Annotated in this window: 16 protein-coding genes, 1 tRNA gene and 1 pseudogene; 5 read left to right on the top strand and 13 right to left on the bottom strand. The window is 64.6% G+C overall.

Going from position 1 to position 18,124, the window contains the following annotated elements:
* Positions 1-99 precede the first annotated feature (99 nt).
* Together STROP_RS05320 and STROP_RS05315 are read right to left on the bottom strand one after the other, a co-directional pair.
* On the bottom strand, positions 100-2,946 hold the full coding sequence (locus STROP_RS05320) for a LamG domain-containing protein (protein ID WP_011904958.1): 2,847 nt from the start codon (positions 2,944-2,946) through the stop codon (positions 100-102).
* Positions 2,947-3,672: 726 nt separating this feature from the next.
* The gene (locus STROP_RS05315) at positions 3,673-4,155 is read right to left on the bottom strand and encodes a YxiG-like protein (RefSeq protein WP_043535597.1); all 483 of its coding nucleotides are present in this window, start codon (positions 4,153-4,155) and stop codon (positions 3,673-3,675) included.
* Between the two features lie 258 nt (positions 4,156-4,413).
* Here STROP_RS05315 and STROP_RS05310 point away from each other — a divergent pair, with 258 nt between their 5' ends.
* Positions 4,414-4,977, top strand: a complete 564-nt coding sequence (locus tag STROP_RS05310; RefSeq protein WP_011904956.1) for a DinB family protein — start codon at positions 4,414-4,416, stop codon at positions 4,975-4,977.
* A 36-nt stretch (positions 4,978-5,013) separates the two neighbouring features.
* The gene (locus tag STROP_RS05305; protein WP_043535210.1) at positions 5,014-5,955 is read left to right on the top strand and encodes a DUF6537 domain-containing protein; all 942 of its coding nucleotides are present in this window, start codon (positions 5,014-5,016) and stop codon (positions 5,953-5,955) included.
* A 209-nt stretch (positions 5,956-6,164) separates the two neighbouring features.
* Here the strand turns inward: STROP_RS05305 and STROP_RS26315 are convergent.
* Positions 6,165-6,311, bottom strand: a pseudogene (locus STROP_RS26315) (IS701 family transposase); the annotation flags it as partial.
* A gap of 72 nt (positions 6,312-6,383) precedes the next feature.
* Positions 6,384-7,406, bottom strand: coding sequence for a LysR family transcriptional regulator (locus STROP_RS05300; RefSeq protein WP_011904940.1), 1,023 nt, complete (start codon positions 7,404-7,406; stop codon positions 6,384-6,386).
* A 468-nt stretch (positions 7,407-7,874) separates the two neighbouring features.
* Between STROP_RS05300 and STROP_RS25045 the strand changes: the two genes are divergently transcribed.
* The 3 genes from STROP_RS25045 (at position 7,875) to STROP_RS05290 (ending at position 9,580) form a co-directional block, all read left to right on the top strand.
* A complete protein-coding gene (locus STROP_RS25045) occupies positions 7,875-8,030 on the top strand; it encodes a hypothetical protein (RefSeq protein ID WP_011904941.1) in 156 nt (51 codons plus the stop codon).
* A gap of 774 nt (positions 8,031-8,804) precedes the next feature.
* Entirely contained in the window at positions 8,805-9,188 is a 384-nt protein-coding gene (locus STROP_RS05295) for a hypothetical protein (protein WP_043535209.1), read from the top strand.
* 50 nt (positions 9,189-9,238) lie between these two features.
* On the top strand, positions 9,239-9,580 hold the full coding sequence (locus STROP_RS05290) for a hypothetical protein (RefSeq protein WP_011904953.1): 342 nt from the start codon (positions 9,239-9,241) through the stop codon (positions 9,578-9,580).
* Positions 9,581-9,737: 157 nt separating this feature from the next.
* Here STROP_RS05290 and STROP_RS05285 read toward each other — a convergent pair whose 3' ends face one another.
* The 9 genes from STROP_RS05285 to STROP_RS05245 form a co-directional block, all read right to left on the bottom strand.
* Entirely contained in the window at positions 9,738-11,168 is a 1,431-nt protein-coding gene (locus STROP_RS05285) for a hypothetical protein (RefSeq protein WP_011904952.1), read from the bottom strand.
* A gap of 475 nt (positions 11,169-11,643) precedes the next feature.
* Positions 11,644-11,718 (bottom strand) — tRNA-Lys (locus STROP_RS05280).
* A 535-nt stretch (positions 11,719-12,253) separates the two neighbouring features.
* Complete coding sequence (locus STROP_RS05275) at positions 12,254-13,090, bottom strand: PhzF family phenazine biosynthesis protein (RefSeq protein WP_011904951.1); 837 nt, start codon at positions 13,088-13,090, stop codon at positions 12,254-12,256.
* 33 nt (positions 13,091-13,123) lie between these two features.
* Entirely contained in the window at positions 13,124-13,417 is a 294-nt protein-coding gene (locus tag STROP_RS05270) for a DUF1330 domain-containing protein (protein WP_011904950.1), read from the bottom strand.
* Positions 13,418-13,463: 46 nt separating this feature from the next.
* Complete coding sequence (locus STROP_RS05265) at positions 13,464-14,453, bottom strand: ornithine cyclodeaminase family protein (RefSeq protein WP_011904949.1); 990 nt, start codon at positions 14,451-14,453, stop codon at positions 13,464-13,466.
* Positions 14,454-14,466: 13 nt separating this feature from the next.
* A complete protein-coding gene (locus STROP_RS05260; RefSeq protein WP_011904948.1) occupies positions 14,467-15,120 on the bottom strand; it encodes a hypothetical protein in 654 nt (217 codons plus the stop codon).
* On the bottom strand, positions 15,117-16,079 hold the full coding sequence (gene ilvE, locus STROP_RS05255) for a branched-chain-amino-acid transaminase (protein WP_011904947.1): 963 nt from the start codon (positions 16,077-16,079) through the stop codon (positions 15,117-15,119). The genes STROP_RS05260 and ilvE overlap by 4 nt, the downstream gene beginning before the upstream one ends.
* Positions 16,079-17,494 carry a phenylacetate--CoA ligase family protein gene (locus STROP_RS05250; RefSeq protein ID WP_011904946.1) on the bottom strand — a complete coding sequence of 472 codons (1,416 nt, stop codon included), beginning with the start codon at positions 17,492-17,494 and terminating at the stop codon, positions 16,079-16,081. Before STROP_RS05250 ends, ilvE begins: the two co-directional genes overlap by 1 nt.
* Positions 17,495-17,541: 47 nt before the next feature.
* Positions 17,542-17,841 carry a Dabb family protein gene (locus tag STROP_RS05245; RefSeq protein WP_011904945.1) on the bottom strand — a complete coding sequence of 100 codons (300 nt, stop codon included), beginning with the start codon at positions 17,839-17,841 and terminating at the stop codon, positions 17,542-17,544.
* Between the last annotated feature and the right edge of the window lie 283 nt (positions 17,842-18,124).

Here is an 18,124-nt window from a genome sequence, read left to right as displayed (position 1 = left end):
CTTAGCCCCCCCAGGTGCCATTTCATCCACTGAGCCTCGGCGTCGCCGCCGAAGCCCAGCTAGCCGGAGGCGCCTCACCCTCGCGAGTTGCTCACTGCGCTACGAAAAGCTCATCTGACAGATTTCCTCATTGCTCAGCACACGCTGAAATCCATACACATCGGATACACGACCAACGAGCTGGTGAGCAGGGCTGTCATCAGCACCCTGCGTCCCGCGACCAATCAGGAATGCTCCGTTGGCAGGCCGAGGCGATGTGAAAGGTGCCTCACCGAAGTCACCCGCGCAAAACTGGGGATCTCCCATCACATGCACCCGGATCGCGTCCAGCGTCGGGGCATAGACGCCGGCCAGGTGCACCCACTGGTTCTCACTGACCGGCCACGACACCGGATCCGCACAAGCCGTCGTCAACTCACCGTCACCCGCGGCCATCGTGAAGCAGAACCCACCCGCGCCGCCATTCGCGTCCTGCCGGTACTCCAGGCTCAGATCACTGACAGCGTCTCCGGCCTGCGAAACAACCGTCTGCACACTCCCCGACGCCAGGTCCGTCAGCTTCACCCACGCGGTCACCGTGAACGCCTTCGTCGTGTCGAGCACCGCACCTGGCGTGGCGATCTCACCCGTACCATCGAAGCTGGCCACCTGTCCCCGCTCCGCATCCGCAGTCCACGTCACCCCCGACGAGACAGCGCCCGGCATCGCCGTCACGGACGACCCGATCGGCGGACACACCACGTCAGCGGAGTCCTGGTTACCCCAGTCCTTCGCGGTCAACCCGGACGTCTCGTCCAACCGCCAGTTCCAACACCGGTTCGCAAGCGGCGTCACCCAGAACTGATGCCCGACAGTCGGACCGACGTTACCCGCCACGTCCTTGGCCTTCGCGTACAACGTGTGGACCATATCCGTAGCCGGCGTGTATGAACCGGTCGTCGCCGTGGCCGGATCACCGCCCGTCGCCGCTACCGTCGTCACCGGGCCCGCGTCCACCTGCCAGCTGAACTCCGCCGCATCCGAGGCGGCGCTCAGCGTGAACGTCCCCGCCGTACCCACCTCAGCGCCCCACTGCCGACCGGGGAACTCACTGGACGTGACAGACGACACCCCAGGTGGAGACGTATCGACCGTGAAGCTGTACCACGAGCCCCAGCCACTCCAAAACCCCAGCTCGTCCTTCGTTGTGGCGTGCCAGTAGTAGGTGGTCCCAGAGGTCAACTTACCCGCCGGAACCTGGGATGTCGCGGTCGCCGTCGCGTTACCCGACGTCGTCACGAACGACCGCGGCATCGTCGTGCTCTCCACCACGATCGGCGCCGACAGGCTCGCCGCCGTTCGAATCTCGAACGCCGTCTGCAACACGCCGCCGTCCGCGTCCTGCACCCGCGCCCGCAACGTCGGCGTTGCATTCCGCACCATCGCCGGAGACGAACACTGCAAATAGCAGTCCGATGTCGTCGTGAACGACAGACCAACCGGCTTCATCGGCACCCTGTCATATTGCACGATCAACGCGGTCTTATTAGGCAGGAAATTCGTCCACTGGTAGTAATCAGACTCACTGGCAGCCCGCATACCGAACGTCATCGCGCTGACGCCGGCACTTACCCTAGTCTGCACCGCCGCCTGCAGCGCCCCGTTGAACACCTCCTGGTCGTCGTCCTTGGGACACGACGCCTCATTCGCATCAAAATGCTTGGTGTCCAGATATTTTAACCAGCCGTTGGCCGCGGTATTCCACGTGTACTGGTAGAAGTGAGTGATGTGCTCCGTCTCCCACAACTGAATGTCCGTGCCGTCGCAATCCGCTGTATGATCCGCGGTAACCTTTAGCTCCGCCGACACGATCTTCGACCCGGACATCACCCCAAAATTGTGGAACTGCATGTGCGTGCGCCAGACATTCGAGGTTTTCCACTGCCGGCCGACTTTCAACTCGTCATGCTCGTTAAAATACGAGTGATTCGGATTGTCGTCCATCACGTTCGTCCAGTACGTCGGTGACGGATAGGCGAAATTCGGATCGATATACACCGGGTAGACCGTGTCCGGCGACCGCAGCAACTCGGGCACCGGAATCACCGTCAGCTGCGATTGGGAAACCTCCGCCTCCATCCGCACCCGATGCGGCTCAGCCGGCTCATCGACAGCACCCTCGCCAACCATCGCCTGCAACGCCGGCCGCGACCACTCCCCCGACCGAACAGCCGCTTCCATCGCCGACGGGTCGGGAGATGCCCACATCGACGGCGCCGAGGCCGCGAACACCACCTCGCCCTCGGCATCAACGGCCTCGATCGCCCCATCCGACTGCTCCCGTAGCGTCACACCCTCCGTCGTCACGTTGAACGACAACGCGGCCAACGCCGGATTCGCCGCCGCCTGCGCCGACTTCACCACAAACAACTGCTGATACCAACTGTCACCCACACGAACCTGCAGATCCACACCCGGAAATACCTCCGAATAGGTCGCGAGATCGCCAGTCAATACAGGCGCCGGCAAACCCGCTGGCCAGGTCAGGGAAACCTTTCGGCCAGAATCAGCCAACGTCAACAGCGGGCCTGAACCACCACCGGACAAAGTCAAATCCTGAGTCGTGGCCGCCGGCGACACCGTACCATCGCCGTTACGCTCCAGAGTCGGGTCGATATCGACCCACTCGGACCCCTTCAGCGTCCGAACCGGAACCGGTGACATCACCGCCGTCATCGTCTCATCCGGATTCGCATAGGCCACCAACGTCTCCGACCGCATCGAGCCCACCTCGACCTGTGCGTCACAGGCCTCGGCCGTCGTCATCGCATCCTCGACGGTCGCCACCTCGCCCACACACGCGACTGCCGCTGACGCCGACGACGCTGGCACCGCCAACCCACCGACCGCCAACGCCGACACAACAGCCCAACCGACAGACCGTCGCCCAGCATGCAACCGCCCCATGCCGCCCACCAACACCCACTCCTCGCATGATCGATTTTGCAGCAGGACCTTAGATCATCGACCTCTGAATAAAAAAGCGGTACGCCCAAGCCAAGGCCAAAATCACGTTTCCGGGACGTGCTGGTGCGGTCAGCGTCATGTCCAATTTGCGCCCCTCAGGGCAAAAGTCCCAGATCTACCCGTCGTCATTCCTATCTGGCCGGAGCCCTGTCAAAACTGTCCGGACATCAGGGTTCTACGAAGTTGATGGTGGAACCATACAGATTCCCGGGTTTCACCTGGGTGTGGTCCGTTTGGACAGGACGTAGCTCCTGTCCGGAGGACCCCGCCACGGCAGAGAAGAAGAACGTTGCTCCACTTTCGTAGCCGACGCCGGCTGAGCGGGAGCAAAGGCTTCTTCCGGCAGAATTGGATGAAGATCGACGTTGGCTACCGATCATCGGCGAAGGCGTCCGGTAATTGTTGTCTTCCGCGCCGCCAGCTCCCGCGGGCTGTACGCCGCTGACCGGGTCCGCGTCGGCCGCTGACCCGGCTGGCAAGCTACGCCACGGATGAGTCCGTGCGGCCCCGACGACTCCCTCACCGCCCAGGCAACCGACACGGACTTGGCCTGCCGTTACAGCGGCGTTGAACTGCTGCAACCGTCCATCAGTATTCGGCTCGTCCGCTGGTTTCCGTCCCGATCATCACCCACTTAGTCACCCGGGCGGGTGGCAAATCCTTGCGTCAGTCGTCCTCGGTGACGGTGAAGGGCACGTACCCCTCCCTCACCTCCGCCACGTCGAGGTCAGCGAAGATGAGAGTGATGGCGTGAGCGTTCATCTCGAAGCGGACCTCGTGAAAGGGAATGCCGACCTGGTCAGCCCACGACCGGGCACGCTCGGAGTCTGCCACCACCTCCGCGCCTGGGTAGAGTGGTTGCCAGCGCACCGCCCACACGAATCCGTTCAGGTCCGGGCCGATCTCCCGGTCGATCAGTCGTTCGTCGAGCAAGCAACACCAGGCGTCGGGACTCACCGTCGTCTGCACCTCGGCTGCGATGCAGTACTTGAAGAGGTAGCGAAGATGAACAGGTGGGATAGCGGTACGCGGGTCTGCGGTGACGTAGGCGATGACTTCGTAATCGCGGATGTAGTCGGTGTACCCGTGATGCACGATCGCGCCGTCGGAGATGTCATCCAACGCCTGGCTGAGCTGGGCGATCTCCACGTCCCGTTCTACCACCCGTCGGAACCTTTCCCCTGACGGGGACGGCCGCGCACTGCCAGCTTCGGAATCGTGATGATCTACACGCTGGATGACTACGGACTCCTCGGTCCAGCAAAGGGTGTGCGCCCCCGGCTGCAGACCGCGCCGCCGTTGACCCATCTTGCCCCTACATCGGGCACGGACCGGACACGCGGGCAGACAATGGCCCGGCGTCCGCAAGGGTCGCAGCCAAGTCTCTGTTGTACATAGGGTGCGGACGTGACAAAAAGCGAACAGCTCTCGGAGCAGTTGGACTGGTACTGGCGCAAGAACCTGCGGCCACGGCTGGAGGGTCTTACCGACGAAGAGTACTTCTGGGAGCCGGTACGCGGCTGCTGGAGTATCCGTCCACGGGGCACGTCGGCCATAACGATGTCGGAAGGTTCGGGGGAATGGACGATGGACTACGTGTTCCCCGGCCCCGTTCCGGCGCCAGTGACCACGATTGCCTGGCGGCTGGCGCACATCATTGTCTCGTGCCTGGGCTATCGGGTCGGATGGTACTTCGGCGGCCAGGGCGTCGACTCCGAGACATTCACCTACGCAGGGACCGCTGACGAGGCGCTGAAGCAGCTCGATGAGATGTATGGGAAGTGGAACGCGGGGGTCCGCGACCTCTCGGACGCTGACCTGGAGAACCCGCCCATGGTGGGTCCCGAGCGGTTTCCCATGGAGAACAGGATCCTGCACGTCAACAGGGAGCTGATCCATCACGGCGCCGAGATTTCCCTGCTGCGCGACCTCTACCGCTGGCAGGACGGAGCCGCAGCGCACCGAATCTGACCTTCCGGCTACCGGCGATCGAGCTTCGGAAGCTACGTGGCCTTCGTACGCTCCGTGGCTGCGAGCTCCAGTGAAGCTGAGTTGTCGAGCACCCGTCCGACACCGTCGCTGCCTCCGGCTGAATCACGTACGCGAGGGTGCGGCCGATGCCGGCGGGAGGTTGTCAGCAGGGCGGCGAGCCGCTGGGTCCATCGCGCCGCTGGACAATCCAGTCCAGAGCGCATCCGCCGGGAGGCCGCGCGCCTCCTCGCCGCCGCCACCGACCTGCTCGTCGCGGCTCAGCCCGCCAACCTCGCTGCAGCCGACACCGCCCGGACCGTCGTCGTGGCATCGACCTCGCCGGTGCCCACCGGTCAGATGGTTACCGAGGTGTCGGGCCCACGTCCCGACGTAGACGAACTGTGCTCGGCTCTCGATCGATCGAGTGCGCGCGCCACCTTCTTCGACGCCCGATCCCTCGCCTTGCGCCTGCTGGGCGACGACCAGTTCGCCAATATTCTGCAACTAGGCGCCGCCTACCAGGAGGGCGCCATCCCGCTAGAAGCGGCCAGCATCGAACAGGCGATCCGGCTCAACGGCGTTGGCGTGGAGCGCAACCTCAGCGCCTTCTGCCTCGGCCGCCTGGTGGTTGACGACCCTCAGACGGTGTCGCCGGCAGCTCCCGTAGCCCAGGAGCAACGACCGTTGCAGGGCGATGCAGCATCGTTGCGGGCGACAATCGATGCCGGCGAGGACACCCCACTCGCGCGCCGGCTGGATGCGCTCGTGGCAGATCTCGTCGCCTACCAGGATCTGGCCTATGCCCGCGAGTTTGTGGAGTTCGTGGAACACGTACGCCGGGTGGAGGGACGGGCGGGGCCGCTCACCGCAGCCGTGGCGGGCAATCTATACAAACTTATGGCCTACAAGGATGAGTACGAGGTGGCCCAGCTCTCAGTTGATGGGGATGCGGTGAGTGCCAGCGGTGGATCCGTGTAGGTGGGAGGCCGGGCGTCCGACTGAAGCGTTCGGATCGCGTGGGCAAGCGAAGGCGCGAAGGCTCCTACCGCGCCGATCAGGCCCTCGTGTTCTGCGCCGGGGAATTCGCCTACGGAGTCGGGCGAGTGAGTCGAGGATTTCTTCAGCGGTCATGGTCCAGACGAACGGGCGTGGGTTGCTGTTCCAGTCGCCGATCATCATGCCGTCGTCGGCTGCATCGACGTACGCCGCGCATCCAGCAGCAGACCCCGCAGATACGTCCCACTCTTCACCCGCTGATCCGGCCGCATCAGTGGGGTGAACACATCCGCGGCGAACGCCTCAAGCCGTTGCCGCGCAACGGAAAGCCCCGTCAGGGGTCACCCCACCATCGAACTACCCCGAACCACTCAGACGACACAACGACACGTCGACCTGACACAGCACTGCTAGGTCGACCAGGCGGGTGCGGCGGGGTCCGTAGCAAAAGAGGCTCCATGATCGAAGATATCAGTGCTGCCAGGGGAACTCACCCCGTCGTCCGCCGTCGTGCAGTAGACGCTCCGGACAGCGTCATCGAGCAGGGAAACGAATAGCTCCGCACGGCTGCTGAGAGCCAGGCCGGGTATGGTCGCCACACCAAGCCAGGATGCGCACGGGCGTTCGGAGACGATGTCGATCCAGGCGAGTTCCTGTCGGTAGCACTGGCTGGCTGCGGTCCGGTATAGCAGGGCGAAGCCCTCGCCGACCCCGACGAGGCCAAGCATCGTGGCGATGCTCGATGTCAGCACCACCTCTGGCGTGGGGGTGCCGGCGTCGGCGAACAGCCGTGTCCGGGTGTCCAGGCCGACTTGGCGATCAACGTCCAGGTCGGCCACGAGGAGACGCCGGGTGGCCAACTGTCGAAGCGTTGCGCGCCCCACGGGCGCCAGCGGATCGGACCATGCAACGACCGCTGCCATGAGCACCTTCGCCAGCCGGGCGAACGACAGAGCCTGACCTGGCAGCTCCGGGACTACGGCGAGTTCACACGTGCCCGTGCGCAGCAGTTCGAGAACATCGTCCATGGTTCCCTCGTGGACGGTGACCGCCAGCCCAGGGCGCATCTTCTTTACTCGGCTCATCACAGCCGGCACCAGATCGGGCGCGACTGAGCGGAGAACGGCCACATTGAGCATTCCGCAGGTCTCGCCCTGCCACTCGCGGCTGTGGGCGAGCATCTCCTGCGCCTGGGCCAGCAACGACTTCGCGGGGTCGAGCAGGACGCGGCCGCTGGGAGTCAGGCTGACTCCTTTGGTGCGGTGCCGGAAGAACAGCTTGGTGTCCAGTTGTTTCTCCAGGCGCTGGATCGCCATCGAGACGGCCGACTGCGAAGCATGTAATTGCTGTGCCGCGCCGGATATGTTTCCCATCTCGGCGGAAGTTACGAAGTACCGGAGTTGAGCCAGGCTGAAGTCCGCGTGATCGGCCACTGCAACGCCTCCCTTCTTAGATGACGGTGCTGTAGTCGCGTTCCCAGGTCAGGGGGTTCGCAGCTATCCTCGGTTTCGCTTCGTCTAGAACAACGAGGGGTCGGTCTTTTCTTTGGGTTCGGCCGACTCCGTGGTAACCGCAGGCGTCATTACGGTAATCACTATTGTCGTGATTACCGTGAGCTGATGCCACACGGATGGTCCGTTCGTTGAGGGGGGGGGTGGGTCAACTCCCTTGCAGTGCGACACGAATGTGTACTGAAAGTGAACCGATCTAATATACGTCTATTCTAAATCGACTTCCGCGATATGTGTCAAGTCCACTACGCAAAGAACCTACTGTAATTGTCTGACTACTCAGTGATATCGGGCGAGGTTGGTGTCGGTCGGGTAGCGATCGCTGGGTGCGGTGGGTGATCTGGACGCCGCCCGTGGTGGCTGCTTGCGGGATGGTGTGCAGGTGATCCTGTGGTATCCCCGGACCCGGCAGAACAAGGAATCGGGGAACTGCTGACCGTCTACGACGCACTCATCGACCACGCCGTGACCGCCGCGGTCGACCTCAGCATCGATCCCGACGAGATCTCCTACCGCCGCTTTGCACACGGCCCGCGACCAACCTGATCGCTTGCAGCTGTTCTTCGCTTTCGTCATCGAAGAACCCGTCACCCTGGACCTCCACCCCGGGGTGCGCTTGCCGGAATGGGCCCATCTTCCGGTAGTTTTTGTGAAATACGAGCGGCATTGATCCTCCCCACCACAGAGCCCTTAATACTTGGACGACTACCAGCCATCGTACGACTCAAATGCATGCCTGCCGATAACTGCCAGCGTCATGAATCAGACTGAATTTCACGTATCAAACACGCGGCCCCGCCCTCGCGACACCGAAAACACTGGCCGACCTGCGTGACGGCCAGAGCCGTGCGCCCGATGTGGCGGGCCGGGGCAGCGTCGCTGGACCTGGACCACGACGACGACCGGGCCACCTACCGTGGCCTGGCCCACCGCAGATGCAGCCGGTCCGCAGGGCAAGCCACCGCCCAGCAACGCGTGCGAGCACGACGACAGCACGATCCCGACAACGTGGTGGTCAACTCACGTAGATGGTGCAGGCAGGGGGCAGCGTCGTCCCGGATGGTGACGTTTGCTAACCCAACGCCTTTCATCAGGCGTCTCCCCCCGCAGCTGGGACCAGCACGGATCGTGATCGACAGGACGGGCTGTGGCTATTCGACGGAACGGTCCCGCCGGTTGCGTAAGCACAGGTCAGGAGATCATTCGCTGTGTCTGCCGGAGCGGGATTGCAACGCAACGGGTGCGACGGCAACGCCGAACGCAACGCCTACTGCGGAGGAGGGGCCGCGGACGCCTCGTCTGCGGGCGCGTGGCCGGCGGATGTGGGATCAGCTCATCGGCGACGGTGACCCGGTCGAGGTGGTGGTGCTGGTGGAGGAGATCTGTCGGTGCGCGGACCGCCTGGACCGGCCCGGCTGGACCGGGCTGGACGCGATCGTGAACGGCCGTGACCGCGCGCGGTTGACGGTGGAGGTCGACGACGCGGGTGAGGTGACCGTTGGCGTGGACAAGGTGCATACCGAGGCCGGGCAGCAGCAGAGCACGTTCAAGGCCCTGCGGGCGGAGCTGCGGAGGGGCCAGGCCGGTGGTGGCACTCAGCCGGCTGGTGGGCGTCAGCCGAAGGCGAGCGCGGGAGGCGACGGGGCTGGTGGAATCACGGACCTCACCGCTCGGATTGCTCAGCACGCGCAGCCCGCGGGTTGAGACTCAGCCCTGACTCGGCCGATTCGTTCGGGCTGGAGTCCATCGAGTTGATGCGCCGGGCCATGATGCCGATGGACGCCTGGCAGGCGGACTCCATCACGGCGATGCTGGCCGTGAAGGCGGACGGCAAATGGGCGTGCGTCGAGTACTGCGAGTGGGTGTCTCGGCAAAACGCCAAGGGTTGCCTGCTGGAGGCGCGGGCGTTGACGGGGCTGTTGCTGATCGGTGAACAGCTGATCGGTGAACGGCTGATCATGTGGTCGGCGCACGAATACAAGACTGCTATGAAGTCGTTCCGTCGCGTGATCTGGCTGGTGGGTCGACTCGGCGTGCAGCAGCAACCTGTACGACGTCGACGGCGTACTCCTCAAGGTGATCAACACGAAAGGTGAGGAGTCCATCGCGCGGTTGGACACAGGGGCACGGATCAAGTTCGTGGCGCGCTCGACGGGGTCCGGCCTGGGCTTCTCCGGCGACGGCGGAGGGATCCCGCCCTCATCGGCAAGCGGCGGGGACGGGACCCCTCGAAGATCCGGCGTGCTCGGATTGCTATCCGGCGCAGCCGGGAACGTCGCCGAAGCAGTTGTCCGGCTGGTTCTTGACTACAAAGGTGCCACTGGCGATATTCAGCTCGACTGCGCCACCTGCCTCGTTGAAGATACCCCCACCGTCCGCGACGGCGACATTCTTGACAACCTTGGTGCCGAAAAGGGTTAGCACGCCGTTGGCTCCGTTGGAGATTCCGCCACCTGACTCAGTGGCCTGGTTGCCAATGACCTTTGTGCGCAGCAACGTCAACGTGCCCAGGTTGCGAATGCCGCCGCCGTTGATGCCGGTGTTGTTCTTGATTACGCTGTCCTCAATCAACATGAAGTCGGCCGCCAGGAATAGGGCACCTAAGCCCGCTCCGCCGGTAGCGGAGTTATTGGCGATGGTGACCCTTGACAGGGTGAACTGTAGGGGTACACCGACTATGGCGGCACCACCACCGATTGTTGTCGTATTTCCCTCGATGCGCGTATCGGTTATCCCACCGGTCGTGCCGCCAAGAAGGAAGACACCTCCACCTTCTCCAGCGCGATGATTGACTATCTCACTTCGGGTAATTCGGAGACTGCCACCGTGGATGATGCCACCGCCAGATCCGGCGATATTCGCATCGAGCCGCGACTTGTCGATGGAAACTGTGCCAACGCCTAGGATCCCGCCGCCAACACCGGCGACATTTTGGCTGATTGTAGAGTGTTTGATATCTAGGGTGCCACCATTGTTCGCGATCCCGCCGCCACCACCGTCATTGGCGATATTACGGACAATGCTACTGCTGTTGATCGTGGCGGCGCCACCCGAGTTAATGAGAATTCCGCCACCGGCGATAGCGTCAACGTATCCGCCAGTTATCTTCAGATGGTTGAGGGTAAGCCGACCGTTGGCGTTGACCGTGAGGATTCTGAACTGGTCGGCGGCGGCGGCACGTGTGATGGTGGTGTGTTTGCCGCCGTTGAGCGTGATGGGGGTGGTAATCGCGGGCAGTCCGGCGCCGTCGATGTTCGCGGTGAGCAGGTAGGTGCATTTCTGGGCGAGGTCGAGGACGGCTCCGCCGCGGGCGTTGGCGAGGGTGATCGCGGCGATCAGGGCCTCCGCCTCACACGGGACGGCTACGGCCTTCGATTTCTTCTCCCTCCCTTTCTTCTCCTTGTCTCTACCTTTGTCGCCTGCGCTCTTGTCCTTGGCTTTGTCGTGGTGTTCGCCGTCATCGCGGTGACCGCGGTCACCGTCGGCGGAGGGCCGGTCCGGCGTCGGCGTCTCAGGCCGGGCGCTGGTGGGGGTGCGTGCGACCACGTCAGTGGTCGGGAGGACGGCAACGCCGACAGTGGTCAGGGCCAGGCCGGTCATCCCAGCCAGCCCAGCGGCCCACCATCGTGACCTCGCTCGGCGTCCACCGGGCCTATCTGGTTCGTGTTCGTGGTGCTGGTCCATCGGTCTCGGTGTCCTTCCCCCGTGAACGGCGAGCAGCCAACACCCGAGGGCGGACCGGGCGGTGGTCCTCGGCTACCAGGCAGGCGATAGCAACCACTCCGAGCTAAACCGACATTAGCCCCATCAAGGCATGAACACGAAGAACATGCCTGAACGAGGCATCGTCAACTGCTACCGGGTTCGCAGCCCTACCCCCAGGAGAAACCCGATGACCCACGACTATCTGATCTCACTGATCCGCACCGCCGTCGGCGCCGCCCTGGCGTGGCTGGCGTCCGAGGCGGGGATCGTGCTCGACTCGGGCACCGCGCTGACCGCGGGCGTGGTCGCGCTGGCGATGGCCGGCTACTACGGCCTCGTGCGGGCCACACTCCCGGGCTCACACCGGGCTCACAACGACCCCATAAATCGCGTCAATTTGGATGAATGGGATCGCCCGAAGCTCCGGAAACCCCAGTTCAAGGGGCCCTCTTGGTGGTGGGCCGCCGGGGGCTCGAACCCCGAACCTACTGATTAAAAGTCAGCAGCTCTACCATTGAGCTAGCGGCCCGCCGAGCCACAAGACTACCCGACTCCCTGGCGAGCAAGCACGCGGATCTCCGGCAACCGGTCCCCCACAGTCCATCCTTGCCAAGAATGCGTCTGCTGCTGCGCCCGCATCCCCTCGAGGCGCATGCTGCGCCGGGTCTACACCCGCCTGCCAACACCCTGTCGGGACTACCTGTACAGGTCCACGCCCCGTCGGGGCTACTCCTTCTTGATCAACCAGCCGTCGTCCACGTGAGCAGACACGTCACCCAGCCGTTCAGATCGGCCTGCCGGCTACCGCTTCGCAGGCCAGCAGAGAACGCCGAACCGGCGTGGACCAAGCCGCAGGTAGAGCATCCGGGCTGACACGAATGGCTGTGGTCCTACTCCAGCGCAAGGGACGCCGCCAAGGTACCGTCGATGTTCACCGGGCAGTGCCCGGCAGCCTTCTCGTTCAGGGGCTGAGTAGATCGGCCGGATACTGCAGGGCCTCCTCGCGTACCGGCAGCAGCGCAGTGCGTATGACACTCATGTCGACGCAGGACCCGCGAGGCCGCTCACAGGTCCACCACGCCGCGAACGTAAGTCGTGCTCCGTCCCCCCACCCACACGACGTCGCCGTCCGCGCTGACGGTCAGCACACCACGACGCCCGACGCGCGCACCCTGACCCGCCCGGTAGCTGCCTGGCGCGGCACCCGTGCTGATGAGCCACTGGGCAATGCCGGCGTTGAGGCTCCCAGTGACCGGATCCTCACGCACACCGGCGGGCGCGGCGAACGCGCGCACCTCGAACTGCAGCGGCGATCCTGCGGGATAGGCGCCCACAACGCCGAGCATGAGGTCATACATCTGCTGTTCATCGGGATCCACCGCCAGCACCTCGTCCGCGGACGCGAGCCGCACGGCTGCCCAGCCCGGGCCGTTGTCCACCCAGCCGTGCGCGACGACCTGCTCGGGGGCAATCCGCAGAGCCCGCACGATGCGGGCGAGGTGATCGGAGGCCAGGGGGCCATCGCGCCGTAGGGGCGGAGCGGCAAAGCTCAGGCCGGTGACGGCGCGGCGGACCGTCACCAATCCTAGGTCGCACTCCTGAACGAGCACGTCGGAGTGTGGGATACCACCCGCCTCCAGCCACGCGTGTGCCGAGCCCAGCGTCGGGTGTCCCGCAAAGGGGATCTCACCACCGGGTGTGAAGATCCGTAAGCGGTAGTCGGCCACGGCCGACGGGAGAACGTAGGTCGTCTCGGACAGATTCGTCCACCTCGCGAACTGCGCCATGTCCCGCTCGGTAATTCCGTCGCCGTCGAGCACCACCGCGACCGGGTTGCCGAGGTATGCCTCCTCGGCGAAGACGTCCACCTGTGCGAAGCGCCGCCGCCGCAATCCGGCCATAGTGGCGTTCCCTCCCGGTACGGTTCTGGGTGCCTAGACTGCTTGGCCCTCGACGAGGATCAGGTCCATGTGTGTACCGGCGCGGAGCGGCACGATCTCGCGGTACTCGGGCGAGCGGTACCACCGGTGGGCTTGCTCGGCCGAGGGGAAGCCCATCACCGAGAGGTGGTCCGGCCGCCAGATTCCCTCCAGCACCTCGAACGTGCCGTTGCGGATGACAAACCCGCCACCGTGCAGGGCGAGCGTCGAACCCACCTTTGCCCGGTACTCGGCCATGGCCTCCGGGTCACCGAGCGTACCCACGTTGCCGATCAGAAGCGCCGCCATGGTGATGACTCCGTTCTCGTTCGTGGTGATGACAGGACGAGCGGGCTCAGCTGAAGATGTCGGTCACCGTGCCGACGCCGAGTCGCTGGGCAGCTCGTACGATGGCAAAGCCCGACGCGACATCCTGCGCCGCCATGCCCAGCGACTTGTAGAGGGTTCGTTCGTCGCGGTCTGTGCGGCCCGGGTGCCGGCCGAGGAGTACCTCGCCGATCTCGGGGAAGTACCAGTCACCTGGGATGAGTCGCTCCGCGAGCGGCATGGTGATCTCGGAGGACTCGCGCATGGCCGCCTCGCGGCTGTCGACGAAGACAGAACACGACGCGACCGCCTCCGAGTCGAGCTCCCGCTTGCTGGGCACCGATGCCCCGACCGCGTTAACGTGGCAACCTGGGGCGATGTCGGCTGCGGAGACCACCGGATCGCTGCTGCCCAGCGTGGTGCATACCACGTCGGCGCCGCGCAGCGCAGCGGCCGGCGTCGGCATCAGCTCGACGTCGACCTCTACCAGGGAGCGGGCCCAGGCCCGAAACTGCTCGGCGTGGGCGGGAGTGCGGTTCCACACGCGAACCCGGCGCAGGGTCCGGATCCGGTTCATGGCCACCAGGTGACTGCGGGCCTGCACTCCGGCGCCCAGCAGGGCTAGGTCCCCGGCATCCGCGCGGGCCAATGCGTCGGTTGCTACGGCCGAAGCTGCGGCCGTACGCAGACTCGTGACCGCTGCGGCGTCGATGACGGCCAGCGGTTGCCCGGTGTCAGGGTGGAAGACGAGGATGGCACCCACATGCGACACGAGGCCGCGCTCGGCGTTGCCGGGCACGTGAAGTACGGCCTTGAGTCCGAAACCCGAGTCGACCTCGCCGGAAACATGACAGGGCATGGACGCGAAGAGTGACGCGTCACGGTCGGAGCTGAGCACCGTACGCACCGGCTGCACGACGCCGCCGCCGCTGTAACGACGCATGACGTCCGCGATGACCTGGTACGCGTCGGCCGGCGAATACAGCTCCAGCACTTGCTTACCGCTCAACAGCAGCATTGGCTCGCTCCCTTCAGGCGACTCCGTCTGACTCCGTAGTGGCCTGAGCTGGATCCGATAGGACAAAAGCAGACCAGACCATACGAATGCATCTTGTGCGCGTGATGAACTCCAGGTCGTACAGCTGCGCGGCGGGTGCCGTGGTGAGCGCCAGGTCGACCCGACCCTCCGCGGCGGCGAGTGCGGCCGAGCTGGTCGAGTCGGCGTGCATCACCACGTGGGCGCCGGACCCGTTCAGCAACTGCCCGATGATGGGTACGGGTGACGGGTGGCTCGCGATGGTGGGTGAAGGCGGCGAGGCACCGGCACCACGCCGCTTGGCGATGCCGTACATCGGGGTGTCCAGAACGAACACCACGGCCAGCTCGAAATCCGGGTCCATGTAGAACTCGTGCACGGCCTTGTAGGCGTTGGCCACGACCACGTGCGTCACCAAGCGCGCGCGCAGTGCGCTCCCGGCTCTCTCATAGGTATCGAAGAGCCGCACTCTGGTCGGCCCGCCCTCGACCGTCCCGGGATCGGCCGCTCCGAGCCGGCCAGCGAGCAGTGTCGCGGCCAGCTCGCTGCTCGTGCCGGGCGGACCCAGCGTGCCCACGGTCGGCGTCCCACCCGCAGCGGCGGGTGTGAGGGTGACGAAACAGGGTAACGACGTCGTTGCTTTGGTCACGGTGTCTCCATGACGGGAGTAAGCCAGTCCGCGTGAATACCGCCCGGCATGGTCGTCGCGGCCGCGTAGAGCGCACGGACCTTGGCGGTAACTGGGCCGATCGCACCGGTGCCGACGTCACGGCCTGCCACGGCGATGACCGGCACCACACCTTTGCCGGTGGAACAGAGGAAAACCTCGTCTGCGGAGAACAGCTCGGCGGGGCTGACCGACCGCTCAGCGACGGGCAGGCCCACCTCGCGGATGAGCGTGAGGAGCGTGTCCCTGGTAATGCCGGGCAGCAGGTCTCCGGTTGTCGGGGGGGTGACCAGGCAACCGTCGCGGACCGTGAAGACGTTGGCGGTTGTCGCCTCGGCCACGTTGCCCGAGCGGTCAAGCAGGATGGCGTCGTCCTGCCCGCCTGCTCGTGCCTCGTCGGTAGCGAAAGCGCTCGTCACATAGCCTCCGGTGATCTTCGCCTGGGCGGGCAGTGTGTCGCGTGGCGGGCGCCGCCAGGAGCTGATGCCACACCGCACGCCCTGGCCGAGCCGCTCAACCGGCAGGCTGTAGCTGATGATCGACATGGCGTCCGACAGCCCGCTCAGGAATACGCCAGGTGGCATGCCGGGCAGCAACGAGAGCTTGTAGGCCACCGGCCGCACGTACACGTCTTCATCGTGAGCATTGCGCCGCAGCAGCTCGACGGTGATGTCGACCAGATCGCCGGGCTTCCCCGGCAGCGGAATCCTCAGCGTTCGGCAGCCACGCAGCATGCGCTCGTAGTGGTCGTACGCACGGAACAGAAACAGGCCGTCAGCGCTGCGGTACGCCCGAATCCCCTCGAATACACCGATCCCATAGTGCAAAGCCTGCGTGCTGAGCGGCAACTGCGGATCAGACGCCGGCACGAACTCGCCGCGGTGGTAGGCCCAGCGTCCGAGCCGCAGTCCGGGCGACGCTGCCCGGTCCAAGCCCGCCATCAGGACCTCGACGCCGCGATGTTCTCGGCCGCTTCGACCTCGTCCGACTGGCCGGTCCGCTGGTCGATCACGCGGGCAGCCTTCCAGCTCACCATCGCGCCAGTCCCGGTGATCGCGCCGGGAGTGCCGAACCGTACGGTCAGCGGCGTGTCGAGCTCGTCGAGGCACTGCTGCACGGCACCCTCGACGCTCGGAAAGCCGATGGTGGGATCGGACCGCAGCGTCAGAGCGACTCGATCGACGCCAGCATCGTCGCGCTTGATTGTGACCTGGTAGTCACAGAAGCCACGGAACTGGCCGAGCAAAAGATTCTCGAAGTCATATCCGCTGATGAGGTGTCCGTTGAGCGTCAACCGATCGTGTGCCCGGCCGAGGACCTCGACCGAGGGTGCGGGCACGGCGGCAGACACGCCAGACTCGGTCATCCGGACCAGGTCTCCGGTGCGGTATCTGATGAGAGGCTTGGCGCCCAAGTAGAGGTTGGTGACCACGAGCTCGCCGTAGCACTGGCCGGCACCGTCGGAATCGACCGGTTCCCCGCTGTCGGGATCGATGACCTCGTAGAGGTTGATCAGCGGGGCGGTTCGCAGCCGACCGTCCGAAGTCGCCGCCGCTAGCACGGAGGCCTCCTGTGAGGCGTAGAGCACGTTGTGCACCTCGGCGTCCCAGAGCAGGCCGATGTTGGTCAGCAGACTAGGCGAGAGCAGCTCGCCGGTGAGCAGCAGCAGATCGAGGGAGAAGTCCAGCCGCGGCCGCAGCCCGGCGTCGATGGCTCGCTGTGCCAGGTGCATGGCCATGCCGGGCGTGCAGAACAGGCCGGTCACGGGTAGCCGACGCATCAGTTCCAGGGCCCGGTCGAAGCCGACCATCGGCGAGTGTGGCCACATCTTGGCGACCGCGTGGCCCAGGCTGCGGCAAACGTCGCCGAAGGTGTCGCCGGTAGAGTGCAGCTCACTCGGGCCCGAGATACCGATGACCTGGCCGCTGCCACGCGCGCCGAAAATGTCGCGGTAGTACGCCGTGAGAATGGTGTTGTTGTGTAAAGAGTCCACATTGGTACGTGGACACGGTGTCGCAACACCAGTGGTGCCCGTGGTTTCGTAGAAGATCCACGCGTCGGAGAGCGGCCGCGACAACATGTCGAACTGCGCCCGCCGCAGGTCATCCTTCGTCGTGAACGGGAGGTCGCGCAGGTTACCGGGGTGCAGGGCCGCGATCACCTCGTCGGTCACCCCGACCAGGCGCTCCCCGTAAAACGGCGAGTTGTCGCGGGCAAAAGCAACGACCTCACGCAGCTTGCGGGTCTGGTGCGCTGCCAGCATCGCCGCGTCCCACTTGCCGGCAATGAACGCCTCAACCTGATTACGCAGCTCGACTGTGAGAGCGGCGTCTTCCGGATAGTACTGTGTGAACATTCCGAGCCCCCACATGTTAGGGCGATTCGACGGTATGGTCGCGCAGGTCAATCAGGGTCAGCCAGGTCGGCCACGACCCAGTCGGATATCAGTCTCCACTTCTCGATGGCGGCTCGGTGGAATGCATTTTCCTGGTAGCGCTGCAGTGCCACCAGATCAGCCAGCACGCCAATGGCGGCGAAGTCGTAGGCGATGTCCCGGTCGACCGTGTTCCAGCCGGTGCGCCAGTCGACGAGTTCCGGTACGTGGCGGCCGACCTCACGGGCGAGCTCCACCGCCTCGGTGACCTGCCGGGCGTCGCGGTCTACGCCATCCTTGAGCTTGAAGAGTACGATATGCGTGATCATTTAGCCCTTCCCGAAATCAGCCATACCTGAAGAACGGGCTGAACATGCGCTACTGACCCTAGCCGGGAATCTCCAGGGCCGAGTCTGTCCGATGCCCCGCAGCCCGTTCAATGGAAGTTTCTTGATATCCTCTATCGATTGAACTGATGATAAAGGATGCTCATATTCATTAAACTCCGGTGATATGATTGGCTCGGCTGTTTCCAGCCTGTCATCCATGGCCGACAAGGAATGGCAACGAATCAACTCCTGCCCCATACGAGAGGCGATTTTGGTGTGTATG

Origin of the sequence: Salinispora tropica CNB-440 (genome assembly GCF_000016425.1) — a bacterium.
In the GTDB taxonomy this organism is placed as follows: Bacteria; Actinomycetota; Actinomycetes; order Mycobacteriales; family Micromonosporaceae; genus Micromonospora; species Micromonospora tropica.
This window is presented reverse-complemented; position numbering and strand designations above follow the sequence as displayed.